This is a genomic window from Candidatus Protochlamydia phocaeensis, assembly GCF_001545115.1.
In the GTDB taxonomy this organism is placed as follows: Bacteria; Chlamydiota; Chlamydiia; order Chlamydiales; family Parachlamydiaceae; genus Protochlamydia_A; species Protochlamydia_A phocaeensis.
Map to the genome: position 1 here is coordinate 159,222 of NZ_FCNU01000007.1, position 25,310 is coordinate 184,531.

The window sequence follows — 25,310 nt, forward strand, 5'->3', positions numbered from 1 at the left end:
ATAAAACACGCGTGTCAGCCACAATTATCCTTCGCCGCGAGTAAGGAGGTTTTATTATGTCTCGTTTAAGAAAATATCTATCAGCTCATTCCCCCGATCAACAGCATACAGCAGCCATTGCCTATTTAGCCGCTCTTGACCATATCGAGACCGTTAATCCCTCTGTGACTGCCAGCATTATCCAAGAGCTCAAGGATGAGCGCTCGCATCTAAAATTGATTGCGTCGGAAAACTTTTCTTCCTTGGCCGTTCAGCTTGCCATGGGCAATTTGCTGACGGATAAATATGCGGAAGGCTATGCCCACCACCGCTTTTATGCCGGCTGCGACAATGTCGATAAGTTGGAAGAAGAGGCGCAAAACGAGTTGATCCGCTTATACCGCTGCGACCATGCCTATGTTCAGCCGCATTCGGGAGCGGACGCCAATTTAGTTGCCCTTTGGGCCATTCTGCTCTATAAGATTCAAAATCCGGAAATGGAAAAATTGGGCAAAAAGACCTTGGATGAATTGACGGCGGAAGAATATGAAAACATCCGCCAACTTATGGTCAATCAAAAGTTGATGGGCATGTCGCTCAATTCGGGCGGCCACTTGACGCATGGTTACCGCCATAATATTTCTTCCAAAATGCTTCGCTCCGTCCTTTACGATGTCGATCCTCAAACGGAGCTATTGGACTATGGCGTCTTAGCTCGGCAAGTCCAGCAAGAAAAACCCACGATTTTGATGGCAGGCTATTCGGCTCATCCCCGCCGCCTCAACTTCGCCAAAATGCGCGAAATCGCCGACAGCGTCGGAGCTGTTCTAATGGTAGATATGGCCCACTTTGCCGGTTTGGTCGCCGGCCAAGTCTTTACCGGCGAATTTGATCCTATTCCTTATGCCCACGTGGTGACTTCGACGACCCATAAGACCTTGCGCGGCCCGCGCGGCGGCTTTGTCTTGTGCCAAAAAGAATTCAGCGAAGTGGTCAATAAAGGCTGCCCAGTCGTATTAGGAGGCCCCTTGCCGCATGTCATCGCCGCTAAGGCCGTCGCCTTCAAAGAAGCCAATATGCCCGCCTTTAAATCCTATGCACAAAAAATTGTAGAGAATGCCCAATATTTAGCCGGTTGTTTTTTAAAGAAAGGGGCCCGCCTCGTGACGGGAGGAACGGAAAACCACTTGATGATCGTCGATGTCTCAAAGTTCGGCTTAACAGGAAGACAAGCCGAATCGCTGCTGCGCGAGGCAAAAATCACCGTCAATCGCAATGCGATCCCTTTCGACAGCCAAGGGCCTTGGTACACATCGGGCATTCGCCTAGGGACGCCGGCCTTGACAACGCTTGGGATGGGTAAAGAAGAGATGGAAGAAATCGCGGACATTATCTTTTCCGTGCTTTCCCATGCCAAACCCGCACTGGTCCAAAAAACGGGACAGCCTAGCAAAGCCAACGCAATTGCCGAACCGCAAGTGTTAGAAAGCGCCCGCAGCCGAGTCGCTCATCTGTTAGCGCGTTTTCCTCTCTATCCGGAAATCGAAATTTAAGGCTTGAAAAAGGAAAATAAAAGGCATAAAATGAGCCCAATATGCCGAAGTGAATTCAAAAATTGATTTTTCAATAGCGCCCAAGTCCTCGTTGTCCAAAAGTCAATTTTTGAATTCACTTCGGTATATAAATAATTAGATAGAGTTTTAACGGGAGACTCCCATGGCAAAGAATGACAAAGATAGAAAAGAATCTATTCCTTCAAAAGTAGCAGATAGAATTGAGCACAGCCTTCTAGAAGCCCGCCGCATTTTTATCTCAGATGCAGTCGATAGCGATTCAGCAAGCGATATCATTCGCAAGCTATGGTATTTAGAATTGACAGATCCTGGAAAGCCTATTCTATTTGTCATCAATAGTCCAGGCGGAGCTGTCGATTCTGGCTTTGCCATTTGGGATCAAGTGAAAATGATCTCGTCGCCCGTCACTACATTAGTGACCGGGCTCGCCGCTTCAATGGGATCCATTCTCAGCTTATGCGCTGCTCCAGGCCGCCGCTTTGCGACGCCTCATTCGCGCATCATGATTCACCAGCCCCTTTTGTCAGGGGTTATTAAAGGCCAAGCGACAGATCTAGAGATCCAAGCCAAGGAAATGCTGAAAACGCGCAATGGGCTCATTGAAATTTATGTGCAAGCGACCGGCAAAGATTTTGCCACCATCGAAAAGGCGATCGATCGCGATACATGGATGACGGCTGAAGAAGCCTTGGAGTTCGGCCTATTAGACCGCGTCGTCAATTCTTTCCAAGATCTCGAAGCTTAAACGCTTTATGCGATGGGCATTTGCCAAATACACGGGATGCGGCAACGATTTCATCTTATTTGATAATCGCCAAGGCCGCTTCCCTTTATCCACTCCCGGTTTGATCCAACGCCTATGCCATCGGCAGTGGGGAATTGGAGCGGACGGTGTGATTTTGCTGGAATCTTCTTCCCTTGCGCATGCCCGCATGCGCATTTTCAATGCAGATGGAAGCGAAGCCGAAATGTGCGGCAATGGAGTCCGCTGCCTAGTTCACTGGATGGGGTCTTTGGGCTTTTCCTCCCCCTCTTATACAATAGAAACCATGCTGCGCACCTTGAAGGCCTGGCGCATGGGAGACCAAGTCCGCATTGAAATGGGTTCTCCTTCGCGTTTGCAATGGCATGTTCCTTTGCGTTTTGAATCCGCCTGCCTATTCGTTCATCACTTGGATACAGGCGTGCCACATGCCGTGCTCTTTGTAGAAGATGTCGATGCCGTCGAATTAAACCGTTTAGGCCCCTTTATCCGCCACCACTCTCTTTGGCATCCGCATGGAGCAAATGTCTCCATTGGACAGCAGATTGATCACACTTTATTTAAAGTCCGCACATTCGAGCGGGGTGTAGAAGGAGAGACACTGGCTTGCGGGACAGGGGCGACTGCTGTTGCGCTGGCTGCCGCCTATTTGCATCATTTAGTGGGACCGCTGAGTATGCAGACGCGCTCTGGCGACTGCTTGCAGATTAGCTTTAAGTTAGCGGGCCAACGCTTTAAGGATGTGACCATGACCGGACCGGCTATCTGCACGTTTGAGGGAGAGATTGATTTGCCTGAAAATGATGAACAAACGGCATGCTTTTCGGTTGCCTCTAACTCTATCGATTCGATACAATTATAGCTCGCTTTGCCGGTGAGATGAATATTCACCGCTGTTTTTAAAATATTTTCTGTTAAGGTAAGGTTGTTATTTTCATTTATGAAAGGCAGACAACTTTCTCAACCCTATTAAGGACAAAACATCAACATGTGTGCAAGCAAAAATAAACAAGAAGCCCAGAATCCCCTTATTCTTCGTTGCCATCGCTTGATGGAAGCATTTGCCAAGTCCGATGATGAAAGGGATTTTTATATTGACCGCCTAGAAGGCTTTTTAATCTATGTTGATTTAGATAAACCTGAGGCTGAATTGCAAGCTCTTGAAGAAGAGCTTACGCAAAATGCCGATCGCTATTGCCTTATTCCCAAGCTCTCTTTTTACGAGACAAAGAAAATTATGGAAGGCTTTGTCAATGAAAAGGTCTACGATATAGATACAAAAGAAAAGTTGCTGGATATCATTCAATCAAAAGAAGCGCGGGAGAACTTTTTAGAATTTATCTATGACCATCATGCCGAGCAGGAAAAATGGCAGCAATACTATCAAGAACGTTCGCGCATACGCATTATTGAATGGCTGCGTCTGAATCACTTTCATTTTGTTTTTGAAGAGGATTTGGATTTTCCTCGTCAATTAACAGAAAAGCTTAAGCATGCTTTATTCCAGCCGAAGGTTGGCAAAGATATCATGACTGCCCGCAAAGCGTTATTTGCTAAAGCGAAGACGTATTATTCCAATGAGGCTTTGAATCCTCGCCCCAAGCGCGGCCGCCCGCCCAAGCAAGCTGCCAAGCCCGACATTGAGCCTCAAGTGACGATCGATATTTATACGACTGTTCCCCCTCCTGTTCGACCCTTTCTCTTTACTCCTGAGCTCAGCTCTTCCTCTTCTTTCTCTATTTTCTCCTCTAAGTTTGATTCGGAAGAGGATTTGTTATCAAACCGACGCCAGCATATCAACGATGCAGATGCCTCTTTGAGCCAAAAATTGGCTTCTTTGCGCTCGCTTTCAAACCGATGGGTAGAAAAATCCCCTCCTCCTTCTACAGAAAAAAATCCTTATGCCATAGATAGCAGCTTTGATGACGACGAAGATGATGAGGATGATGAGGATGAAGAGTTCAGAGAAAAGCCCAAATCAAAACAGAAGGCCTCTTCGAAGACGACCCGCGCTTCAAAAGCTAAAGCGCCGGCTAAAAAGACTTCGGCGAGTAAGACTGCTAAGCCTGAAAAGCCGAAAGCTAAGCGCATCATGCCAAAGGAGAGCAAAAAAAATTCTTCCTCAAGCACTAAACCTTTGAAAAAACTTTTACCAAAGAAAAAATAATTATCTGTTGGTAGAAAAAATCCTTTCTTCATATAGCGCAGATAAATCTGCGCTATATGGCTCAATTCAAGCACAGAATAAACTGCCGCTTGCCAATTAATATTTCAGTGGAGACAGACATGTTTAATAAGGCGCAAATCCCTACTAATCAAAATCGCTTTTCTTTTTATTTCAGTTCGTTGCTCTTGTTTAATCTTATCTTCTCCCCTTTTTCACTATTTGCTTTTGCCAAACAAGCTTCCATCCAACAAATCGCAACCATTGGCGCACCAACCACCGGTCCTGCGTTAACTGGCATGGTAGGAGCGTCAAAACAAAAACGCTGCAAGCTCCCCTCCCGTTCATCCAAGATAGCGGGCCTGATAGAAACAAAAAAACCTTCCGTGCAGCCCGGAGTCCCCTCCTCGTTTCAGCATGGAACGGCTTCTTTGACTTTCAATTTTACGCATTCCGACAACCATCGTTCCGTAAAAGGGCTTGTTTTCACTCCCGTTATCGTTAAACCAGACGGCACAACGGTCCAAGGAATATCGATGGGACCTGGCGACTCTCCCCAAGCGCTGATTATTCCAGCCCCTGCCCAAATCGGCATTTACAGTCTCTTTCTCCTCGCCGATTCTATCCCAGACCAAAATAGCGGTCATGCAATTGTCGAGGCCTCAGCGAGCACCCATCCTGATAATCAAACAGCGTATACTCTGCTTCCTTTTTCCTCCTCTATTGCTGCAGGAGACCAATTTAGCGCGGATTATGTGTATTCTCCTAATTTAGCGCCTTGATAATCTGATAGACAGGCTAGCCGTTGTCTGATCAATGCCTAGCCTTTAATCCGAGGCATTCCCCCTTCTAAAGATCAATTAGGCCAGTGCAGTTGCCTCATGGGAGGCAGAAGCTGGCGGATTCAGCCACGAAACTAAGCGCCGCGGCATAGCAGCACAGGCTCCAAGCGCATTGCCAACACATCCTGCCATATACTCTCCGATATTAGTTGTCCCTAACACATAGATTGCCGCCAAATTAAGGATCGAAATACCTATACAAAGCCGTCTAAGGGACGTTGGACCAGAGCGAATGTAGATAGAAATAATATTATGGAAACCATGACCGAGAATGGAAAACGAAACAGTTTTATATTTATCGCTTAAGTAGCCATACGCCAATCCGCTTGTATAGCAAAAAGCCATTTGTATAAGCTTATAAGTTACATTAGAGCGAAGATTGATCAAGTGAGTGAACGTAAAAATAACGGCTGACAAGCGTACACGGACAGTGCGCTGTATACGCAATTCATCCTCGGTCGGCTCCCTTCGTACAACAAATTTATGCCAGCCTGTTTGGCACAATGCAATTCCCCCTTGTATAACCCCTCTAAAGAAAATTTCTTCAAAAATTGGCCCTGAGACAGCAAGGAACAAGCTCAACCTAAGATCAACCCCATTATCCTTATTGAACAGACGTTTGACCATCATATCTAAGAATGCGACGCTTGCCACAATCTTGACTGCTTCCGCAACAATCCGGTAGATCTGCCGGCTAAGGGGATGACTGATCACCGGATAAACATAACGAGCTGTAAAAGATAATTGTTCCGCTTGCGGCATCGATTGGGGATTCACATTCACAATTATTACCCTAAGGTTAACTAAAACAAAAAAAACAGGATAAATACTAACGAACAAAAAACTTGATTTCAATAAATTAAAATTTAAAAATTAAATCCAAGCAAAATTTAATATTTAATAAATTGAGCCTATCCGTCTCTTTAGAGCTTGCCTTCAAATTTCTTTCACTTAGTGTATATTAAAACTCAAAGAAGCAACCTTAGGAATCTTTTAGGTGTAGTCTGCAAGTTATCCAATCTCTTAAGAAAAGCTTGATCCACAAACAAGCTTTCTATACTTTACTGATCAATTTTATACATAAGTGTACGCAACACCAACTCTGCTTATGTATAAACCGAAGCCTATAAATGTCTCTTTATAACAAAACGTTAAAGATAAGCAGGTGGATATGCGATTAAAGGATCAAATACGAATTGCTCTTTCTGCGCTTTTTATAGCCATGGCCCTTCCCCTTCACACATTGCTCGCGGACGACGAAGATTTAATAACTACGGTAGGAAGGCAAAGAATTGATAAAATCATTGAACCCTATCTCATTCCAAAAGACAGTCTCTTAGCTGAATACTTAAAAGCACTTTTTAACAATCCTAGCATGCTTAATTCGGTTGAGCATCTTAAAAAGGCAGGCTTTACGGTCAAAAATGGAAACCATAAAAATGGGCGCCATAGATTAATGGTTGCCTCCCATCCTCTGCTGCCTTATCTCATGTTCAAAAAATTCCCAAACGGACAACCACAAAAGCAACAGCTCGATAATTTTCTCAAACGCATTCACGGAGCTGAAATCTTGCGCCGGGCTATTGCCAAACATAATTGCAAGCATCTTGTTGTTCCACAAAAATGGCTCTATAAGCTCCCTCAGGCATTTGCCGACTCTAATGGCCCTTCTTACCTGTTAGTTGTCGAAAATATGGATATCTATGACGACTGGAAAGATCCGAACGGGGTTGCAAGAAGCTTATATTACAATATGGACATTGAGACGTTAACGGAGTTCTGCATCGTCTTGCATGAAGTAGGAGGATGCGATGCCTATCCAAGGAATCAGCCCTTCACTCGCTCTGGCAAGATTGCTTTTGTAGATACAGAGCATGTAGGCCATATGAAAGGCCACTTCCTTAAACACATTGTTCCCGAGCTCAATCCCGATCTACAAGCTTACGCAATTGCCTTGTGGAATAAGCTCGAACAGGAAAAACATGGAAGGTATGAGCTTTCGCTTCTTGCGCATTAATGCTTATTAACGTGAGTTTGGAGTTTTTTTGCCCTTTCGACTGCGTCAAAGCCGCGGAGATGAAAAAAAATAGCAAAAGCCTTCACATCAGTCCAAAGGGCACAAAAATTCCAAACTCACGTTATTAGACGTTTATTTTTTATTTTGGTCATTGACAAAATTTAAACTAAAGAATAGAATGGATGCTACTTAAAAAGTTTAATCTTGCCCTACTTATGAAAAATCATTTTTTCTCTTTACAGTCTAAAAAATCTTCTGTTTTAGCTGTTTACTTTTCCCTTATTTTCCTTCTTATTGGCGTGTAAGCCAATTTTCCTTATTTTCTTTAGCTTTAAATTTTCCTTTATATTTTGATAGATTAAAAATTATGTGTAATTCAACTTTAGATCCCATGCCCCGTCCGGATTCTCCGCTGTCGGCATCTTTTTCATCCCCTTCTTGGCGTTCTTCCTCTTCACTCGTCGTAGTGTTTTTCTCTTTCATTCTTCTTTTTATTCTCCTCGTTATTCTCCTTATTTGCCTTTAATTGACTTTAAAAGGCCGGCATCCAATTTTTGTTGATTGGCGCTAGAATTGCGCGTTTTGATGCCATTCGATTTTTCTTTCAATTCATTTCCTTACCTAATTGAGGATATGGGTTGAAAACAATATCGAATCGGTCGATATTGTGATTAAAATAATTAATACAGGATAAAACTATGTCTATACCATCTGTTGGATCTTCCTCGGGAAGCCCTACGCCGCCTGCACCGCAGCAGCCGGCCAAACAATCTTTTTTTCATTTTTTCGTCCAAAAGTGGGCAGAAAGTCCTTACCAAAATATTTTAACGGGACTATTGGCCGGCACGGGTGAGGTCATTGCCGATCATCCTTTAGCCATGATAAAGAATGACATGATCCAGGGAACGTTTAGTTGGAAAAAATTAAGCTTTAAGACTCTCTATGCAGGCGCGGGAGCAAATATCATGGGGATGGGAACGAATACAGCTGTCGCCATGTATGCCTTGGGATATTTTCGCAATTTTTTCTCTAAAGAAGACGGCCAGTCAACCGCTTGGGAAAACTTATGCGCGTCTATCGGTGCTGGAGCGGTGGCTTCTCCCACCACAAATTTCTTCGAGCTCATGATCATCAGGTATAATAACAAAGTCAAGCAGCACACCCATCTCTTAGAGAAGTATAAAGGCAACAAGCGAATAATGGAGCGCCTGCAACGTTTTAAGCCCTCTTACTCAAGCACATTCATCGAATTGTGGAAAAGCTATCACTGTAAAATGTTCACGATTGGCCTTCCCTATATGGTCTTACGTGAAATCGGATTTACAGCAGCTTATGGGGCTGGAGGACGCTATATGAAAGACAGGCTTAAAGAAGCCGGTGTATCCAAAGATTGGGCTGCGACTATTGGCGGAGGCATCTTGGCAGGCTTTAGCGGTGCCGTTATCACCCAGCCTTTCGATAATTGGACGACGAGGCGCAAAGTGGGAATGCCGTTGACTTTCTCTGAAGCCTTTCAAGGACTTACAGCGCGAAGTGCACGTGTTGCCTCTGCCATCACAATTTTTTGCCTGTTTGATCAATGGGCTGAAGAATTAAGCAAGAAGGTCTCGTCCACTAATAAAGAGACTGAATAAACACCAGGGCAAGCTTGCTTGCCCTGCTCTTCCTAAAAATTTATTCATTGCAATTATTAAGAGGTTTTTATGCAAACTAACCAACAGACTCAGCAAGGCCTCTCCTTTTGGCCTTTGCTTCAAAAGCTGCACAAAGGAACATTCGTGGATTTAACGCATGCCTTTGATCCGCATATCCCCCATTTTGAGACGGCCGTTCCAATGGAAGTAGAAGATGTCTCTACGCATAAAGACAAAGGCATTTGGGTGCAGCGCTTTCACTTTGAAGGGCAATGGGGAACGCACGTGGATGCTCCCGCCCATTTTTGCGAGGGCCTGCGTACAGTTGCACAAATTCCTCTACAAGAGATGATTCTGCCTTTGGTCGTTGTCGACATCCATGATAAAGTGGCCGGAAATCCAGACTATATCTTGCTCGTCGATGATTTGCTTACGTGGGAAAATCAATACGGTAGAATTCCAAAAGGCGCTTTTGTCGCTTTGCGCACGGACTGGAGCAAGCATTGGCCTGATGATGCAGCCATGCATAACCGCGATGAAAAAGGCGTATCGCGTACGCCGGGATGGGGCTTGGATGCCCTGGCCTATTTGTACGAAGATTGCGAAGTAACGGCAACGGGGCATGAGACCATCGATCCGGATCCGGGCTTTCGCGCCAAGGAGACCAATTGGGCTTGCGAACGCTATATCTTAAATCTCAATCACTACCAGATCGAGCTTTTGACTAATTTAGACCGCTGCCCTCCAACGGGAGCGATCGTCATCTGCACATTCCCGAAACCGTCCCGTGCTTCCGGATTTCCCGCGCGCGTCATTGCCATCTGCCCTTAAAAGTTTCAATGAATACAGGCAACGCGGATAGGCCACGTCCCTAAATTCATAATTTAGGGACACCCTTTAAGATTTTTTTAAAATTCATAATAGCCACTCCACATACTGCTGAAAATAATGGGCGACCATTTTCGCGTTTTCAATCCATGGAAAATGCCCAGCTTCATTAACCTCCACCACCCAAATGGAGGGAAGCTGAAAGCGGGCGCTTTCTTTGAAGAGATAAGAAGGCATGACAAAGTCTTTCTCTGCGCAGATAACCAGGGTCTTTAGGGAATGAGGAACCCACTTCGCTTCATAAGCTTTAAAAAAAGCCTCTCCTGCTTGGTAAGCCCGATGATTGAGAGGAACATCCTCAATCATGTTAAGCCCTGTTTTCCACGCTTGATGCGTAAACCAATAGGGAATGGCGTCCTTACAATGCATTTTCATTGTCTCTTCACTTGGATTGGCTATATAGCGTCGATAGCTGTCTGCCATATCAGGCAATCCATTTTCTAATCCGCTTTTCCAAGACGCTTCAAGATGGCAGCCGGGAGATGTGTTCAGCAAAATCAATCCCTTTAAATGCTTTTCCAGTTCCGGAAGGGACAGAATAAGCATGCCTCCAAAGGAATGCCCCACTAAGATCACGTTTTCTAGACACTTGACTGCTTCCAGAAGCGCTTCTCCCCATTTTTCAACAAGCGAGCCCCCCATGTCGCGCCGATTAGAACCGCTGCCCGGTAAATCCATATGCCAAATACTCCCCGGAACATTGAGCGCATATGTTAATCCGGAAAAATACTCAGAGCCAATCCCTGGACCGCCTGGTAAAAAAAGCCATTGATAAGGCTTGCCGGCTTGAGATTTAATTAACTGTAGCCGCATCCCAGACTCTGTCCATAAATAATTTTTTGACATCATACGCTTGCTATCCTTCCTCCATTCCTTATCCGTGTGGAGTATATCCCTAATGTAAACTTAGCGTTTTATCTTTAAATGGTCATCTTCAAAAAGCCCTGCCTTGAATACTACACATGTAGTAAAGAAGGTTAATAGAAGAAAAGCTCAATGAAAATGGCAAATGCCTGTTTGGGAGACGAAAGGGAGACGAAAGGGAGATAAGAGCAGCGAAGCATGAAAAGCGATAACTTATTGCTAATGGCGGAACCTCTTCCATTCAGCAACAAGAGGTTCCGCAAAACAAGGCATTCTAAGCCCTGTTACTTATGATGTCCTCCATGGTGTCCGCCATGATGCCCATGGTGACCATGGTGACCGTGATGGTGTCCATGATGACCATGATGATGATGATCGTGATGGTGGTCATGGTGGTCATGGTGATCGTGATGCCCGTGCCAGCCATGGTGGCCATGCCAATCGTGATGGCCGTTCCATCCATGCCAATGATGGCCGGACCATCCTCCGTTATAATAACTTCCGGAAGGGGCTGTGTAATAGGTTGAAGTCGTGCTATAAGGCAGGACATTCCCCGTCTCATATTCATTTTCATAATATGTAGCCTTATAAGGCAAAGGGTGATGCATCACCGTTCCTTCTTCGAGCAAATTATAAACCTGGTTGATATCTCCTTTTGGCTGCGGATTGACAACGGTTGTACTAGGCGCAACGACTACTGAAGGCGGCTGATTAACTACCTGGTGAGAACCTGAAAAGGCTGCTCCGGAATTCGACTGAAAATGGCTTTCATTTTGCACTATTTGCTGCTTCTCGGAAAAAGGGATTTGAGGCTGGTCAGCCTGAAGTTTGGACATGGCTAGCGGGAAAGCCATCAGAGAGACAACAAAAAGAGAGCCCATTAGCCAACGATTAACCTGTCTCATACAACCTCCTCTCATTTAACTTTACTTCTCACTCCGCAGGGATAGATCTAAATTTGACAACCACTGTGTGTGAATTGAGAATTGAAATTGACACGATCAACAAAGCTAAATAAAGCAAGTTTTATGCCATCCTTCCTTGAATATGGACAATTATCCATTCGACTTTTATCCATTTTCAATTTTAATAATTTAATTAACTAAACAGTTTAACAAATAAATTAAAATTGATTTGAAACTAGTTTATTATTTTGATAATATTAAGCATTTAAACAATCTACTTTTTTTATCATGCAATTTAATTCATTTGAGGCGTATCAATCCAAGTATGAAACGGGTTTTTTAGTAGGGAAATGGAATGAAGGATTGAGTCAAGTCCGCAAACAATTTAACAGGACTATTTCGGTTATTGACGAGATCTATCAAGGGCCGGATATGGTCTTGAAAACAACTCAGCTTGGCATTTCAATTTTTTCCAACTTCCCATCCGTGAGTGTTTACTTGGAAGTTCCCAAGCAATTTTGCAAGGATGCAAGAAATTTAAGCAACTTTGTCAAAGGATTGAAATCTTTGAATGGTCTGTTGAATATTCAACTTCATTGGAATTCCCTTATTAGAACGGCTGCGGGCATTACGCTTTTCATTTTAAGCTCTATTTCTCTAATTGAGAGAGCTCAACTCTTCAATGTCTCTACAATCAGAATTAGGTTAGCAGCGATTCCTATACTTGGCATTTTGCCTTATGGCGGCTTATTATCCCTTTCCTTGATTGGACTGATAGGCATGACCGCACTTAATTCATTCGAAAAAAGCAAAAAGCTGAATGAGCAAACGGAACACCTTAAAGAAGGAAAGCTTGCTTTTTGGTCTCAGCCTTTAACTTTAGCGAAAATTCAAGAACGGCAAGCAAAATACCAAGCAAGAGTCCTTCGTTTAAAAGAAGAGGTGTCGCATTATAATCAATTAATTCAAGAGGGGCGGCTAACCGAAGAAACATATAGGCAGTCTATCAATCAAGCATCTAAAAGAAGAGCCTGCCAAAAAGCGCTCAAAGAGCTCCGGTCCCTTCTGGAGGACAAACAAGCCACTTTGGACGAATATGCAAATAAACAGTCTCAATGGACTAGCTTAGAAGAGAAAGGGACGGAGATTAAACAGCCGGCATTGGAAAAATTCCGGCAAGCGAAAGCGTATAAATGGCAGATTAAACTTGATAAGCTACAGCAGGAAAAAACAGTTAATCGGATTTCGATGGGCGGCAATGCAGCCACCCTCTTCAGGCAAATTTTTACGGTTGGAACAGTCTGCCTTGGCTATGGGCCCACCGCCCTTCCGGCGCCACTCCTCTTAGGTTTGGAAATGATTGGAATAGGATGCGGCCTGACTAATTTCTTTATGAGAAGATCGATTCGAAAAATGACAATTTCCCCTGTTGATTTGGCCCATTATGATGTTTTTTAGATTAATGGCCTGCGTGTTGCATTTTTTGCCCTTTGGACTACAGGAAAGCTCTCGCAAATGAAAAATGGCAAACAGGCTAATAGTGAGCTAGTGTCATTTGTTCATCTCCAAGGCTTTGATGCAGCCGGAAAGAAAAAATCTCAAAACTTAGGTTAATAGCGCTGCATAAATCGAATGCCCAAAGTATTATAAAGGCTGCGAAGCAAGAGCCAAGGAATTTTTCTGACAACAGAAAGATGCTTGTGATAAACGGCCATATACTCGATGGAATCGTTAGCCTTACGAATTTTTTTATACATAGAAGCCCCTGAGCTTTGATGAAAAAGCGCCTGATGCTCTTTAGCCTCCAGCATCAAAACCGTAGAAAGCATGCGATACAGCCCGATTTGCTTTGGCTTAGCCCGGTCATAGCCAAAAAAAGGAGCCATGGCAAAGCCATTGCGTAGAATATATCCTACCACTCCATCTATTTCCCCATCTTTTTTTAAGACTTTGAAATTCAGCAATTTTTGATCAATAGCCAATTTAACAAATTGTAAATTTAAATTAGGATTAAGCGTTGAATACTTTTTAATATATAAATCTTTGTAGAGGTCGAGCAGCCGTTGCTGTTCTTCTTGGCTTAATTGGCTAGCGCAAGAGACTTCGTATCCGCTTGCTTTTAATAGCCGTAGATCGCTTTTAAATAAACGCGTCTCGAATATAGCAGGCTTAGTTGTATCTGTTAAAAAAATCTGGCGGCAAGCGACCATGGAAAAGCGCGTTTTTTTAAGTGCAGCAAATAATTCGGGATTAGTTTGGTTATCGATCGATTTAAATACAATGGCATGGTCGGGAAAATGCTTGGAGAGGAAGGCCTTAATACAGGAAACGCTCTCGGAATCCAAAGAGGGATAGAGATTTGTTGAGAACAACCAATTATTGACAATGACCACTTTATTGATCTTGCAAAGTTGAAAAACTTTAGCAATCGAGGCTAACACCCCTTTGATAACTTTCCTGCCCAGGGGTATTTTAATGACGCCCAGAGATTGCATGGCATAAGAGATGTAATAGCTATACGGAGAGCAGACATAGGAATTCTCGTATTGCGCATCATTGATTGTAATCGGCAGAATAATATCTCCATATTTGAGAATACGCATATCTGTTTGGATATTATCGATATAGGTATGGACTCCCCTTTTTATTAAAGGCAAGAGAAACCGTTTAGCATAGTCTCCCTCTTCTCCTTGCGGCCAAGATAAATGGTCTATTGTCTTCTCATCATAAAGTTGAATTTCTTTTTGGCCTTTAGGGAGAATGGGTTGTGCAATTATTTCATCGACCGGCCTGATTGCATGAGATAGAAAGCCCATTGGCTGTCTGCTCTTCGCTAAACTTGGCTTGTGAAGGTAAGGTACATTGGGCATACAGATCCTATCTCTAACGAGTCCTAATTATCGCTATTGTAAAAAGGCTATCTTTTTTTTTAAATGAGCTTTAAGCGAGGCACTTGAAATATGAATTTCAAATACCATCCGAAAAAAGACTTTTTACTGTCTTAAGCTCCCTTCAAGCAGATAGGATTTTTTTTAATTAAAGCAAAGATTTTTTTTATCCAATCACCTAAAATAGCAAAGATTTTTTGAAACGAAAGAGCCGATCTTGGTATGGTAGGAATGATGACTCGCTATCATTACATAAAAGGCCTCATTCCATTCTTTTTGCGCAAGCCTGATCCCTTCTCTCAAATAGGTCTTGGCCAGCTTTAAAGGAGAATGACATAAAGGAGGAAATGCCATGCGTTGCTGCCGTCACGACCAACGTTATATGTTGTTGCTCCAATCAAGCCGCTCAAGCTGCGGCGATTGGCAGAGAGAGAAATTTAGTTTCATGATGGGGCAAGCCTATTGGCACCCTGCCGGTGATGTATATGAAACGGATTCCAAAATTTATCTCACTTTAGAACTCGCAGGCATTGATGCGGAGAAGCTAGAAATTTCTCTTTATACAGATGCCTTGGTGATTAAAGGCCAGCGCTCTATTCCCCTTCCCGAGAAAAAAGGAAACTACCATCAGGCAGAAATTAGACAGGGCCCCTTTTGCTTTGAGCTTCCTTTGAATAGTCCTGTAGACTCAGAAACTGTCGATTTATTTTATGAAAAAGGTTTTCTTTCTATTGTGCTGAGAAAGCAGGAGGTTAAATCATGACATTAGACTCGCAAACTACCGTTAATCCTCCTCAACAATTCCCCGAATCCCTGCCCGTTCTTCCGCTAAGAGGAGCTGTAGTTTTCCCTCAAGTTTTGCTGCCCTTAGTTGTCGGACAAACGGCTTCTATTCAACTTGTCGACGAGGCCATGCGCAATAATCGTCTGATCTTTCTTGTCGCACAGCAAAACGAAAAAGCAGATTTGGCCCAACAAAAAGACCTCTACAAAGTAGGCACCATTTCCATCATTCATCGTTTAATGCGCACCTCTGACGGAAGCTTACGCTTGATGGTTCAAGGGCTAGAGCGCGCGCGCTTGGTAGAGATGACAGCAAGCGATCCTTATTTTGTGGGGCGAATCGAGGTGCTTCCGGAAAAGCATTCACCGGCTGAAAATTTGGAAGGATTAAGGATTGCGATCATTAACCTTCTCAAACATTTGATTGGACTCATTGAAGAGCTGTCAGATGAAGTCATTGATACCTTTGAGAATATTTCAGATCCCGTTCAATTGACCTATCTTGTTTCTTTGACCATCCCCTTTTCAATAAATGTACGCCAGGCGATTCTTGAGCTCGATCCAGTCGAGGCTAAATTACAAAGGCTTATCCAGGCCTTGCAGCATGAAGTGGCGGTCCGCGAAATAGGCCGCAAGATTGTTTCTGAAACGCAAGAGCGCATGTCAAAAGCGCAGCGCGATTATTTTTTGCGCGAACAAGTTCGATCTATTCAACAAGAGCTGGGAGAAGGAGGCGAACAAGCAGAAGTCAGCGAACTGAGCAGGCGCCTTGAGGAGGCACAGCTTCCTGAAGAAGCTAAAAAGGAAGCCGATCGCGAACTTTCGCGCTTGTCGACCATGCCGGCGGCATCGGCTGAATATGGCATGATCAGATCCTATTTGGATTGGATAGCCGGCTTGCCTTGGAACAAAATGACGGGAAATATCATCGATGTCCGCCATGCCCACCAAGTGTTGAATGAAGATCACTATGACCTTGAAAAAATTAAGGACCGCATTTTGGAATATCTGGCCGTCAAACGCCTAAGACAGGAGCGCAGCCCTCCATCGGCAGCTTCTCCCCCCCCTACTTCCACGCCCAACGGCAATCCTATCCCCGCCTCTAGCCTAGAAGATGCCCTTATTCGCGAGCCCATCCTTTGCTTTGTCGGACCGCCCGGAGTCGGAAAAACCAGCCTAGGCCAATCCATCGCCCGTGCGCTTGGTCGCAAATTTGTGCGCATTTCCCTAGGAGGCGTGCACGATGAAGCGGAAATACGGGGGCATCGCCGCACATATATCGGCGCCATGCCCGGCCGCATCATCCAAGCCGTCAGGCGTGCAGGAACGCGCGATGCAGTTATCATGCTCGATGAGATCGACAAAGTAGGCTCCGATTGGAGGGGCGATCCTTCTTCAGCTTTATTGGAAGTATTAGATCCCGCCCAAAATCAAGCCTTTGTCGACAATTATTTAGGAGTCGCTTTTGACCTCTCTCAAATCCTCTTTATTACGACTGCCAATACGCTGGATACCATCTCCGGGCCTTTGTTGGATCGCATGGAAGTCCTGCGCTTATCCGGCTATACCGATGAGGAAAAAATTCATATCGCCCAGCAATATTTAATTCCCAAGCAAATTCGAGCGCATGGTTTAAGAAAAGAAGAAATCTCTTTTGACCCCGAAGCCATCCGTTTGATTGCCAGAGGATATACACGGGAAGCCGGCGTGCGCAACCTCGATCGCGAAATAGCCGCCATCTGCCGCAAAGTCGCCCGTGAGCTGGCAGAAGGACGTCAAGGGTCCGTCCACATCACTCCTGAACTTGTTAAAGTCTATCTGCGCCAGCCGATCTTCTTCGACGAAGTCGCCGAGCGTACAAGCCGTCCAGGCGTTGCCACAGGCCTTGCCTGGACTCCCACAGGAGGGGATGTCTTATTTGTAGAAGCTACCATGATGGCCAGCCATCACGAACAGTTGATTCTAACAGGCATGCTGGGTGATGTCATGCGCGAAAGCGCTCAAGCCGCCCTTTCCTTTGTCCGCTCTAATCCTCAGCTGCTCGCTGTCCAGCCTTCTATTTTCGAAGGCAAAACCTTTCACTTGCATGTTCCTGCAGGTGCCGTCCCCAAAGACGGCCCTTCGGCCGGCGTAACAATGGCCACAGCGCTGGCTTCCTTGATCAGTAACCGGCTCATCAAAAATGACGTCGCCATGACAGGCGAAATTACCTTGAGGGGAAAAGTCTTACCAGTCGGAGGGATCAAGGAAAAAGTCTTAGCCGCCCACCGCGCAGGGATTAAAACCATTATTCTTCCCCGCCATAACGAACGCGATCTGGAGGAAGTTCCCAAAGAGCTGCGGCGCTCTCTGCAATTCGTCTTTGCTGATACCATTGAAGACGTATGGACGCATGCCCTAGAGCTTTTGCCTACATTGGATCCCAAAACCATTTTAAAGGCAGATCTCTAAGACCTATCCCAGGAGCAAAGAAAAAACTGATAAATAAGCTAAGAGATAAATAGAAAGAAGGAGCCGAAAAAACCCCTTCTCAAAGAATGAATTATGGGAAAATGAAGTGTGTACGATTTGGAAGACGCAATTGATCAAAAACCGCAACAAATATGGCATGAACAGCAAGCGAGCTAGCCAACAATCTGAGGGCATTGCCATAACCAGCAGCAGCGGCAACTAAGCTTGTTCCAACTAACGCAATCGATGTTCTCAGCATCTCTTCTGTCCAAGTCAACGGACGGTCTTGCCCGAGGCAGCGTTGAAATAAAGGAGACACCGCCCCATGCACAGTCGTTGCAACAAAAGCCAGCGTTCCCTCGATCGCTCCAACACCGGGATTTCCACTGAAAATTGTGCCGACTACAAATCCAACAGTGAAAGCTTTTACCGCTTCTCCTAATGTATTCTCTGGAATTTGATTATAATAGTCTTGAACTTGGTGACGAAAAGAATTAAATGAAACTGAAAGAGTCATAATATATTTCCCTCTATTAATAATTAATTAACAAAACAACAGGTTATCAAACCAACAAATTAATAACAAATTAATTTTACATAAATATTTCTTAACCAAAATCTTAATAAAAATTTAAATTAATAAAACGTTTGATAATGAAATAAAAAAAAGGAAAGCATGAAGATGAGCCCTAAGGTAGGTCGTCAATTAAGCCATGCCCATATGCATTCTTTTCTCTAGCAAAAAACAACTTCATATCCGGGCCATTGATTAATTGAGGATAGGCCTTAAAGATTAGCTTCTTTAACTGAAGAGGGTCCATTAAACAAAAGTTAAATGGTCTAGAACGAATTGCCGAATAGCAAGAAGCCTATCTGCATCAATGCCTGTTTCATATCCCAATCCATGCAAGAAAGGGACGAGCTCTTCTGTGGGAATATTTCCTTGAGCTTGTTTGACAATAGGGCATCCCCCCAAATATCCTAAAGACGAATCAAAGAGACGCACACCGGATTCCAATGCTTCTTCTATATTTTTGAAGACTCGTTCCCCTTTTCCATGCACGTGCAATCCTATGCGTTCGATAGGCACTCCCCTCTCCTTAATCGCGGTCAGCATATCTCTTATCTGCTTAGGAGAGGCTTTGCCCACAGTATCACTTGGAATAATTTCGTCAACGTTCATCTCGAATAAGCGATAGGCAAGATCGGCAATTTTTGCAATAGGCATTTCTCCTTCTTCAGGACAAATGGGACAGCATGAGAGATAAACGCGAAAGCGCATTCCCCCTGTTTCCTTTCTTTGCTGAACCATCAAGCTCATTTGCTGCAAAGATTCCTCGACAGAAGAATGGATGTTTTTCCGATTAAAAGTCTCAGAGACCGAGGTGGGCATGGAGATATGCCGAACTCCCAAATTAAGCGCTATTTCCAATCCCTTGCTATTCGGCGTCAACACCCATTTCTTTATTCCTTCTATGTGTTTAAGCCCTTTAATTACTTCAGGGGTATTCTTCATATTAGGAACTTGTTTTGGATTGACCAAGCTCCCAATTTCTAAGCTGGATACCCCGGCTTCCACTAATTGGCCGATAGCCTTAATCTTAATAGCTGTAGGCATAGAATGAGAGGATTGCAGCCCATCCCGCATCGTTGTATCTAAAACTTCTACTTTCCCCTTGCTTGATTGGAGGAAATTGATTTGCCTATAAATCTGATTCAAAAAGGTCATGCCCGGATAAGCATAACTAGGTTCCATTGACATTAAACGCAGTGAATTCATAGCCGTTCTCCTATAAGAAGGTGTATTTAACTGAAATGGATGTATTTACTCAAATACTAATGGCAGCCCTTTCTTTTGATAAATCTTCTTTGCATAGGTTGATCTATTAAAAGCAATCTTAAACAAATACAAGCAGCAATTAATAAAAACTATTATTTAGTTTATAAATACCAATTCAACTTAGTTTGGATTTTAATTGAAACACAGTTAAAATAAACCGCATTCATAACCCAAAAAAATCAATAAAACAATGTTTTCTTTTATTACACACAACAAATCAATTGATGAAATCTGTTCTTCTTTGTTTTCAGAATCAGAAATAAAAAATCAAAAAGAAGAATTATTTTATGACAAAATGATGGAGATTTTTAGCCACGCTTCTTTAAAACATTTTTCTTCAGAGCAAGAAGTGGTTCTTTCCGGACTTGTTCATGTAGATGGAAAAGGGGACTATTTTCATATTCGCAAATTAGCCAAGGTCGTCAAGCAACTTTTGCCTGCCAATCCTGTCTCTATGGTGGTATTAAGCGACTCAATCCACAAGGATACTTTATTTCCTCCAAAAAACATTTCTCAATCTATTGTTTATGAAGAATATGGATGCCATGGATATGCCTTCGCAGAATTTCCAGAAGACACCTTAGAAAAAATTGAACAGGCAGCCCTTTTTTTGGAAGTCTCTTGGCCCATTAGCCTCTATTCCTTCAATCTAGCGAGAGAAAATGTAAAAAATAAAATTCAAATTCACGAGTACAATCATGTCAATCAATTCCACTCATCTAGCCACCAAGTCAAAATGGGAATAGATCTGGAGGGCTGCCACAAAGGCATCTTTCTCAAAGATTATGCAAGTCGGCAAGTGACGTTGGCTCATTTAAAGAAAACAGCTTTGAAGGCATTTCTTTTCGGAACGGCTTATCCGACTGCAAAAGAAACAGATAACTATACAGATACCCACCATCTTCATTTAGCTTATTTGCATGATCCTGAAACCTTCTATATTAAAGTTTTTATTTATACATTAATTACCGCTCAACAAGATAATAAGTCCATTGACGTCTGCCTGCCCATTGAGAAGTTAGAAGAGCTTGAATTGGACCAAGAATTTTTAAAAAAGCAGGGAATTGGAAAAATTCAATTTATTCTCTTAAAAGACGAGGAGAGTCAAATTGAGGAAATCACCATTCAGGAAGGCAAAACGCTGCGCCTGATCAATCCTTTTCCTCTCAAGCATTCGGATATGATAACTCTCATGCATGCGAGTTCAGTTTTGGTCGGCTGCACCGGTGATCATTCCATTAGTGAAGTCATGGGTTGCAACAAGTGTCCTTTTTATGAAATCGCGTCTCACAAATGGGAATTTTGGAAAAACTTTATGGCGGTTGGCCAAGCCAAACTAGGCCCAGACTCCCCTTTGATAAAATACTTTCAAATTTTATGGAACATAGGGACGGATAGATCCTCTCTGCAAGAGTCGGAAGCATTTGAGCAAATTTGTCAAAGCCAGGCTCTAGAATTGGCCCATTGTATTCAAGATCCCTTATTCGCTAAGCATATGAAGGAATTCTATTCCTGCATCCGAGAGAACCATGTCTTTAATGACAAATTTATTGGAATTGTCAAATTTTATTTACTACAAAGCCAAGATCCCTGCCTGCAAGCTTTATTGGAGCGGTTAAGAATAGAATTTATTGAGGGAAAGCTTGCTTTAGAAGATACCGAGGAAAGCATCAAAGAGTGGCTCAGATCTTTTAGCTACCTACCAGAGAATGGTTTTAACTAATAACCCGAGTTTGGAGTGTTTTTACTCTTTCGACCGCGTCAAAGCCTTGGAGATGAACTAATGGCAAGCGCTTTCATCTCAATCTAAGGGCAAAAAAACTCCTAACTCAAGTTAATAAGAATTTTTTAGACATGCCTTAAACATCTATTGTGAAAATAGAGTCCCGGCATTCTTCATCACATACGATCAGAAGCATTAAGATAGGCAATTTAATAGATAGCTTCGTTCACTCCCTTCAGGCAGGTGATAAACGGCATCCACTAGTTTAAGGTATGCCCCCGCCGCAGTGAAATCATTCAATAATCTAGGAAGTTGCCGTTTTTGTTCCTGATGTAAATCAGCATATACAGCCCATTTCAGCAAGTTTTGAATATCGGTCTCGTCTAATTTATCATAAACGAGAGCCTCTCGAATTAAGGCTGGCCAATGACCTTCTTCCACAATTTTGATAAAGACATCTAAGATCTCTTCATGGGTCTTTTCTATTTTATTCTGATCTATGCAGCATAAAGCCAACAGATGCAAAAGATAAATTCTTTTCTCTCTTTCAGGCGTTTCTTTAATCATATCGAGAATGGGATCGAAGAGACCAGCTGCAAGAAAACCATTGAAGACCTGACGAAGCTTCCATTCGTCATCTAAAACCGGATTGGAATTTGGATTAAAGGATGGCAGCTTGCCTTCTCTAGGACAGCAAAAGTAATGGTCCCTTGCCTCTGTTAGAATTCGCTGCATCTCTTGCTCGCTTGTTTGGTCAATTTGCAGCTCTTGTCCAATTTGTTTGGAAAGCAATCTTTTCATCGGTTCATCGCTTTGGATACATTCCAGAAGCTTCTTAATGTGTTTCTCGCTTATCTTGCTCGTTTGTAAAGCGGATTGAAGATTGACTAACAGATCTTCTGTTCTCAAGCCGTTGACCAATAAATGAAGGCTTTCCAATCGACCCGCTTGATTTAAGGCGAAGCAATAGTGAATAATATAATTGAAAAAGTAAGCTTGATAGGGGCTAGAAGAGCGGCTTAGGATATCAAGTATGGGATTTAAATGGCAGGGACGAAAAAAGATATCTGCGATAGCATCCCAATAAGACTCATGTTTTTCTGTCCAGGTCAATAGCTGTTGAAGCTGCTTTTCGCTTAGCTGCTCAATCTCACCTATTTGCTCTATAAAATCATCTGTTGATTCAAATTGATCGGCGTTTTTATCAAATTCCAAAGCAAAGCCTAGAGCCTCTTCAATTTTGCCTTGCCGCAAACATAAGTTAATCAAGGTACAAATCATGTAGTGTTTGAGATCTTTCTCGTCATATTCAGATTCAAATTCAAGCGCTGCGCGATAAATGCCAAGAGCCTGATCAATCTGCGATAGGCCTAAACAAAGGTAGAATAATCTATAAACAAGCGCTATGTCCTCTTCTTCTAAATATTCCTCAGCACCTACTGCCTGAATTTCCGCAAATTTTTTATCGATCAATCGCTTGACTATCGGCAAATTCCTTTCGGTTTTTAGAGTCTGTTGGCATAAACTTTTTAATGGTTCATCCAATTCTTGAGAAGTTCGAAAACACTGTACAGGCACGCCAGACTCGGGAATCTTTAAACATTCATTCCATAATAAACGTAGGTGCAAAAGCTCCCGCAAAAAAGCACAGGGAAAGCCATCGGTTAACTTTTGAACAACTTCAAGAGGCATATTCGATAAAATCTCAGCTAATTGGGAAAGATAGGCTTCTTTAATCTGCTGATAGGCAGGATGAGGAACGTTTTGAACAACCCTCTTAGAAAAATCAAGGGAAACCCTATCAATTTTTTCTTTTAGCTGCGTTTGCATGGCCTTGAGTTTCCCGCTTACTGAATTTGCATCTTCTGATTCATATTCTGGCCAATAAGACGATAAGCGGGATCGCAAATGGGAAAGAAAAGACCGTAAAGTCTGTGGGGTGCCTAACAGATAAAAGCGCTTATTTACTAACGCAATTTGCGCGGATTGTTGTACGGCAAAATATGATAACGCGTATTTTAATACATCCATTGGAAGAGATTCAAATTTTCCTGCACCGGTAGATTCAGGGATAATTAAGGAATTAAACTTGTTACCTTCTACAGGCTGCATTTTCTTTCTCCCATTAAAATTTATTAAATAAATAATAAATAACAACAACCTAAAATTAAATAAAAAAACTAAATCAATTTAAAAAAAGAAATGTTTTATTAACAATAATTTAAATTTTATTAACAAAAAAAAAGGCGATTTAGGTCGGGTAGAGCTATGAAGCAGATAGCTAATCCCTATCCGAATAAAACGAAAGTAAACGAGATAATAAAACGGAAATTTAAAATTCTTTTATTTGGGTTACTCGATCACCAAACGAATCGCTGCATGGACTGGTTGGTAGCGTTCATCTACATAGCTACAATTGACGAACAGCGTATCGTTTATGCCAATCATTTTGCCTCCCTCTTCATGAATATGGCCAAAAGAATGGATGCGCGGCCGGACTCTTTCCAGAACAACTGCTCTCAGATCCTTGCATCCCACATGCACATGTTCATCGATTTCATCCAAGATGCTGTAAGGAGGACCATGCGTGACAAGCACATCTGTGTCGCTGGGGATCAAATCCCAATGCTTCCGAATGTCTTGCCCCCGATTTTTCATAAAATACCAATGTCCAAACGTTGGTGTGTAAGGCGACCCCCAAATCTTTAAACCTTCAAACTCAAGACCGGAATCGCACAGGTAATGAATATTTCCATTCCCAATCGTCGCTTGCTTTCTCTCAAGCAAGCCATCGTGATTGCCGCCAATGACGACTTTGCATCTATAAGGCAGCTGGCTAAGCCATAACGTGAACTGATCGTATTCAACTCTTTTATTTTCCCTAGTCAAATCCCCGCATACGATCAATAAATCGCCACCTGGCAATTCGGGCTTGAATCCATGAAGGTCCGAGAGGCAATCGATCAACATGTTATTACTTACCGTCCCCTTATCTATTGGCAGGATTTAGTAGCCATTATTTAATTAGATAAAGATTGAAGTTGATCTTCTCTCATCAGCGTACGCCAATAGTTCTGCATGTCCGGTGAGAGATAAGGCAAGATTTTTTCAAAAGGCACGGGTTTTCGATCATATTCTTCCGTATCGACAAAAGCAATTCTGCCGTCATAACTAAAAGGATTATTATCAATATAAACGGAATCGTATAAATGCCCCTCTTTTAAAACGGTATAAAAGGCTTTTAAAAGAGCAGGCGTCATGTCTTCTCGGTATTTCCGGATATTTTCTTGATTATCCACGATATGCATATCCTCTTCGACCAGAATAAAATATTTGGGAAAAGGCCCGGTTGCCTCTGGCTTTAGAGGAAGCGGATAAATCCATTCCTTGGGAACTTTCATGATTGCATTGTAATGGTGGGCATCTAAAATTTTTTGAATGCGCTTTGCCCCTTCAATTCTCAATAGCCAAAGACGCACTTCTGAAATGTAGGGATCGGATAATTTCAGCTTCGCAAAGCGCGGTTGATTGTCATGATCATCCAAGTAAAATTTTATCACATAATTAGGCAAGTCAGGATGAAAGGCTACGTCCAGCTCACTCTCCGCTTCGATAATTCTAAAACCCGCTTGCCGCATTGTGTCCAAAGAATTGAGTAAGCGGGCGTGTCCAAACAAAAGATCTAAACGCTTTTTTATCGGATGGTCTTCCGGCAAAAAATAAGGCTTGGCCTCATTCCACACATTTTCCGGAACATGAGGAGGCTTTTGATAACTTTCCTTTTCTTGCGCAAATCCAAAAAAATTACAGGCAGCGAAAAGAATGACAAGCGGATAGACCAAAATAGGACAGCGGAAAAGCCATCTGAAAATTGCCATATATTTCATAAAGAGTGAATTTATTGTTTTTTGATAGGTCCTAATATAATTTTAAATTATAAGCCGAATAATAAAATTGAACAAGATAAAGCTGAGCCTTTAAATGGCTTGAAAGGG

The 25,310-nt window shown here is 42.9% G+C and carries 22 protein-coding genes; 12 read left to right on the forward strand and 10 right to left on the reverse strand.

The window, feature by feature from the left end:
• Positions 1-56: 56 nt before the first annotated feature.
• The 5 genes from BN3769_RS01645 (at position 57) to BN3769_RS01665 (ending at position 5,262) form a co-directional block, all read left to right on the forward strand.
• Positions 57-1,532, forward strand: a complete 1,476-nt coding sequence (locus BN3769_RS01645; RefSeq protein WP_068466895.1) for a glycine hydroxymethyltransferase — start codon at positions 57-59, stop codon at positions 1,530-1,532.
• Positions 1,533-1,695: 163 nt separating this feature from the next.
• The gene (locus BN3769_RS01650) at positions 1,696-2,298 is read left to right on the forward strand and encodes an ATP-dependent Clp protease proteolytic subunit (protein ID WP_068466898.1); all 603 of its coding nucleotides are present in this window, start codon (positions 1,696-1,698) and stop codon (positions 2,296-2,298) included.
• A gap of 7 nt (positions 2,299-2,305) precedes the next feature.
• On the forward strand, positions 2,306-3,178 hold the full coding sequence (gene dapF / locus BN3769_RS01655) for a diaminopimelate epimerase (RefSeq protein ID WP_079989365.1): 873 nt from the start codon (positions 2,306-2,308) through the stop codon (positions 3,176-3,178).
• Between the two features lie 126 nt (positions 3,179-3,304).
• Positions 3,305-4,483, forward strand: a complete 1,179-nt coding sequence (locus BN3769_RS01660; protein ID WP_068466900.1) for a UPF0158 family protein — start codon at positions 3,305-3,307, stop codon at positions 4,481-4,483.
• 119 nt (positions 4,484-4,602) lie between these two features.
• Positions 4,603-5,262 carry a hypothetical protein gene (locus BN3769_RS01665; RefSeq protein ID WP_068466902.1) on the forward strand — a complete coding sequence of 220 codons (660 nt, stop codon included), beginning with the start codon at positions 4,603-4,605 and terminating at the stop codon, positions 5,260-5,262.
• A 78-nt stretch (positions 5,263-5,340) separates the two neighbouring features.
• Here the strand turns inward: BN3769_RS01665 and BN3769_RS01670 are convergent, their stop codons facing one another.
• Positions 5,341-6,105 carry a CPBP family intramembrane glutamic endopeptidase gene (locus BN3769_RS01670; RefSeq protein ID WP_068466904.1) on the reverse strand — a complete coding sequence of 255 codons (765 nt, stop codon included), beginning with the start codon at positions 6,103-6,105 and terminating at the stop codon, positions 5,341-5,343.
• A 388-nt stretch (positions 6,106-6,493) separates the two neighbouring features.
• On the opposite strand from BN3769_RS01670, the gene BN3769_RS01675 reads away from it, so the two are divergent.
• Entirely contained in the window at positions 6,494-7,339 is an 846-nt protein-coding gene (locus BN3769_RS01675) for a hypothetical protein (protein ID WP_068466905.1), read from the forward strand.
• A gap of 291 nt (positions 7,340-7,630) precedes the next feature.
• On the opposite strand, the gene BN3769_RS01680 is transcribed toward BN3769_RS01675, so the two are convergent.
• Positions 7,631-7,822, reverse strand: a complete 192-nt coding sequence (locus tag BN3769_RS01680) for a hypothetical protein (RefSeq protein WP_068466907.1) — start codon at positions 7,820-7,822, stop codon at positions 7,631-7,633.
• Positions 7,823-8,037: 215 nt separating this feature from the next.
• On the opposite strand from BN3769_RS01680, the gene BN3769_RS01685 reads away from it, so the two are divergent.
• Both BN3769_RS01685 and BN3769_RS01690 read left to right on the forward strand, forming a co-directional pair.
• A complete protein-coding gene (locus BN3769_RS01685) occupies positions 8,038-8,973 on the forward strand; it encodes a hypothetical protein (RefSeq protein ID WP_068466909.1) in 936 nt (311 codons plus the stop codon).
• Between the two features lie 69 nt (positions 8,974-9,042).
• Entirely contained in the window at positions 9,043-9,804 is a 762-nt protein-coding gene (locus BN3769_RS01690; RefSeq protein ID WP_068466911.1) for a cyclase family protein, read from the forward strand.
• Between the two features lie 84 nt (positions 9,805-9,888).
• On the opposite strand, the gene BN3769_RS01695 is transcribed toward BN3769_RS01690, so the two are convergent.
• Together BN3769_RS01695 and BN3769_RS01700 are read right to left on the reverse strand one after the other, a co-directional pair.
• Positions 9,889-10,710, reverse strand: coding sequence for an alpha/beta fold hydrolase (locus tag BN3769_RS01695; protein ID WP_068466913.1), 822 nt, complete (start codon positions 10,708-10,710; stop codon positions 9,889-9,891).
• A 299-nt stretch (positions 10,711-11,009) separates the two neighbouring features.
• A complete protein-coding gene (locus BN3769_RS01700) occupies positions 11,010-11,630 on the reverse strand; it encodes a hypothetical protein (protein WP_068466915.1) in 621 nt (206 codons plus the stop codon).
• A gap of 288 nt (positions 11,631-11,918) precedes the next feature.
• On the opposite strand from BN3769_RS01700, the gene BN3769_RS01705 reads away from it, so the two are divergent.
• On the forward strand, positions 11,919-13,088 hold the full coding sequence (locus BN3769_RS01705) for a hypothetical protein (protein WP_068466917.1): 1,170 nt from the start codon (positions 11,919-11,921) through the stop codon (positions 13,086-13,088).
• Positions 13,089-13,240: 152 nt separating this feature from the next.
• On the opposite strand, the gene BN3769_RS01710 is transcribed toward BN3769_RS01705, so the two are convergent.
• Positions 13,241-14,500, reverse strand: coding sequence for a hypothetical protein (locus BN3769_RS01710; protein WP_228840591.1), 1,260 nt, complete (start codon positions 14,498-14,500; stop codon positions 13,241-13,243).
• A gap of 370 nt (positions 14,501-14,870) precedes the next feature.
• Between BN3769_RS01710 and BN3769_RS01720 the strand changes: the two genes are divergently transcribed.
• Together BN3769_RS01720 and lon are read left to right on the forward strand one after the other, a co-directional pair.
• Positions 14,871-15,281, forward strand: coding sequence for an Hsp20/alpha crystallin family protein (locus BN3769_RS01720; protein WP_068466921.1), 411 nt, complete (start codon positions 14,871-14,873; stop codon positions 15,279-15,281).
• Positions 15,278-17,752 carry an endopeptidase La gene (lon, locus tag BN3769_RS01725; RefSeq protein ID WP_068466923.1) on the forward strand — a complete coding sequence of 825 codons (2,475 nt, stop codon included), beginning with the start codon at positions 15,278-15,280 and terminating at the stop codon, positions 17,750-17,752. Before BN3769_RS01720 ends, lon begins: the two co-directional genes overlap by 4 nt.
• A gap of 91 nt (positions 17,753-17,843) precedes the next feature.
• Here lon and BN3769_RS01730 read toward each other — a convergent pair whose 3' ends face one another.
• Entirely contained in the window at positions 17,844-18,269 is a 426-nt protein-coding gene (locus BN3769_RS01730) for a hypothetical protein (protein ID WP_068466925.1), read from the reverse strand.
• A gap of 303 nt (positions 18,270-18,572) precedes the next feature.
• Entirely contained in the window at positions 18,573-19,532 is a 960-nt protein-coding gene (locus BN3769_RS01735; RefSeq protein ID WP_079989366.1) for a hydroxymethylglutaryl-CoA lyase, read from the reverse strand.
• A gap of 355 nt (positions 19,533-19,887) precedes the next feature.
• Between BN3769_RS01735 and BN3769_RS01740 the strand changes: the two genes are divergently transcribed.
• Positions 19,888-21,315, forward strand: coding sequence for a hypothetical protein (locus BN3769_RS01740; RefSeq protein WP_154017776.1), 1,428 nt, complete (start codon positions 19,888-19,890; stop codon positions 21,313-21,315).
• 195 nt (positions 21,316-21,510) lie between these two features.
• Here BN3769_RS01740 and BN3769_RS01745 read toward each other — a convergent pair whose 3' ends face one another.
• The 3 genes from BN3769_RS01745 to BN3769_RS01755 all read right to left on the reverse strand — a co-directional run bounded on the left by BN3769_RS01745 (position 21,511) and on the right by BN3769_RS01755 (position 25,193).
• On the reverse strand, positions 21,511-23,427 hold the full coding sequence (locus tag BN3769_RS01745; protein WP_068466931.1) for a hypothetical protein: 1,917 nt from the start codon (positions 23,425-23,427) through the stop codon (positions 21,511-21,513).
• A 240-nt stretch (positions 23,428-23,667) separates the two neighbouring features.
• Positions 23,668-24,285: a metallophosphatase domain-containing protein gene (locus BN3769_RS01750; protein WP_068466933.1), complete on the reverse strand. Its 618-nt coding sequence runs from the start codon at positions 24,283-24,285 to the stop codon at positions 23,668-23,670.
• A 50-nt stretch (positions 24,286-24,335) separates the two neighbouring features.
• Positions 24,336-25,193 carry a hypothetical protein gene (locus BN3769_RS01755; RefSeq protein WP_154017777.1) on the reverse strand — a complete coding sequence of 286 codons (858 nt, stop codon included), beginning with the start codon at positions 25,191-25,193 and terminating at the stop codon, positions 24,336-24,338.
• Between the last annotated feature and the right edge of the window lie 117 nt (positions 25,194-25,310).

What these genes read in the sequence shown, in the direction of transcription:
- BN3769_RS01685 (WP_068466909.1), top strand. Translation starts at nt 8,038, where the DNA reads ATGTCTATACCATCTGTTGGATCTTCCTCGGGAAGCCCTACGCCGCCT.
- BN3769_RS01650 (WP_068466898.1), top strand. Translation starts at nt 1,696, where the DNA reads ATGGCAAAGAATGACAAAGATAGAAAAGAATCTATTCCTTCAAAAGTA.
- BN3769_RS01645 (WP_068466895.1), top strand. Translation starts at nt 57, where the DNA reads ATGTCTCGTTTAAGAAAATATCTATCAGCTCATTCCCCCGATCAACAG.
- BN3769_RS01700 (WP_068466915.1), bottom strand. Translation starts at nt 11,630, where the DNA reads ATGAGACAGGTTAATCGTTGGCTAATGGGCTCTCTTTTTGTTGTCTCT.
- lon (WP_068466923.1), top strand. Translation starts at nt 15,278, where the DNA reads ATGACATTAGACTCGCAAACTACCGTTAATCCTCCTCAACAATTCCCC.
- BN3769_RS01755 (WP_154017777.1), bottom strand. Translation starts at nt 25,193, where the DNA reads ATGGCAATTTTCAGATGGCTTTTCCGCTGTCCTATTTTGGTCTATCCG.
- dapF (WP_079989365.1), top strand. Translation starts at nt 2,306, where the DNA reads ATGCGATGGGCATTTGCCAAATACACGGGATGCGGCAACGATTTCATC.
- BN3769_RS01750 (WP_068466933.1), bottom strand. Translation starts at nt 24,285, where the DNA reads ATGTTGATCGATTGCCTCTCGGACCTTCATGGATTCAAGCCCGAATTG.
- BN3769_RS01720 (WP_068466921.1), top strand. Translation starts at nt 14,871, where the DNA reads ATGCGTTGCTGCCGTCACGACCAACGTTATATGTTGTTGCTCCAATCA.
- BN3769_RS01680 (WP_068466907.1), bottom strand. Translation starts at nt 7,822, where the DNA reads ATGAAAGAGAAAAACACTACGACGAGTGAAGAGGAAGAACGCCAAGAA.
- BN3769_RS01675 (WP_068466905.1), top strand. Translation starts at nt 6,494, where the DNA reads ATGCGATTAAAGGATCAAATACGAATTGCTCTTTCTGCGCTTTTTATA.
- BN3769_RS01695 (WP_068466913.1), bottom strand. Translation starts at nt 10,710, where the DNA reads ATGATGTCAAAAAATTATTTATGGACAGAGTCTGGGATGCGGCTACAG.
- BN3769_RS01745 (WP_068466931.1), bottom strand. Translation starts at nt 23,427, where the DNA reads ATGCAGCCTGTAGAAGGTAACAAGTTTAATTCCTTAATTATCCCTGAA.
- BN3769_RS01690 (WP_068466911.1), top strand. Translation starts at nt 9,043, where the DNA reads ATGCAAACTAACCAACAGACTCAGCAAGGCCTCTCCTTTTGGCCTTTG.
- BN3769_RS01740 (WP_154017776.1), top strand. Translation starts at nt 19,888, where the DNA reads ATGATGGAGATTTTTAGCCACGCTTCTTTAAAACATTTTTCTTCAGAG.
- BN3769_RS01730 (WP_068466925.1), bottom strand. Translation starts at nt 18,269, where the DNA reads ATGACTCTTTCAGTTTCATTTAATTCTTTTCGTCACCAAGTTCAAGAC.
- BN3769_RS01710 (WP_228840591.1), bottom strand. Translation starts at nt 14,500, where the DNA reads ATGCCCAATGTACCTTACCTTCACAAGCCAAGTTTAGCGAAGAGCAGA.
- BN3769_RS01660 (WP_068466900.1), top strand. Translation starts at nt 3,305, where the DNA reads ATGTGTGCAAGCAAAAATAAACAAGAAGCCCAGAATCCCCTTATTCTT.
- BN3769_RS01665 (WP_068466902.1), top strand. Translation starts at nt 4,603, where the DNA reads ATGTTTAATAAGGCGCAAATCCCTACTAATCAAAATCGCTTTTCTTTT.
- BN3769_RS01735 (WP_079989366.1), bottom strand. Translation starts at nt 19,532, where the DNA reads ATGAATTCACTGCGTTTAATGTCAATGGAACCTAGTTATGCTTATCCG.
- BN3769_RS01705 (WP_068466917.1), top strand. Translation starts at nt 11,919, where the DNA reads ATGCAATTTAATTCATTTGAGGCGTATCAATCCAAGTATGAAACGGGT.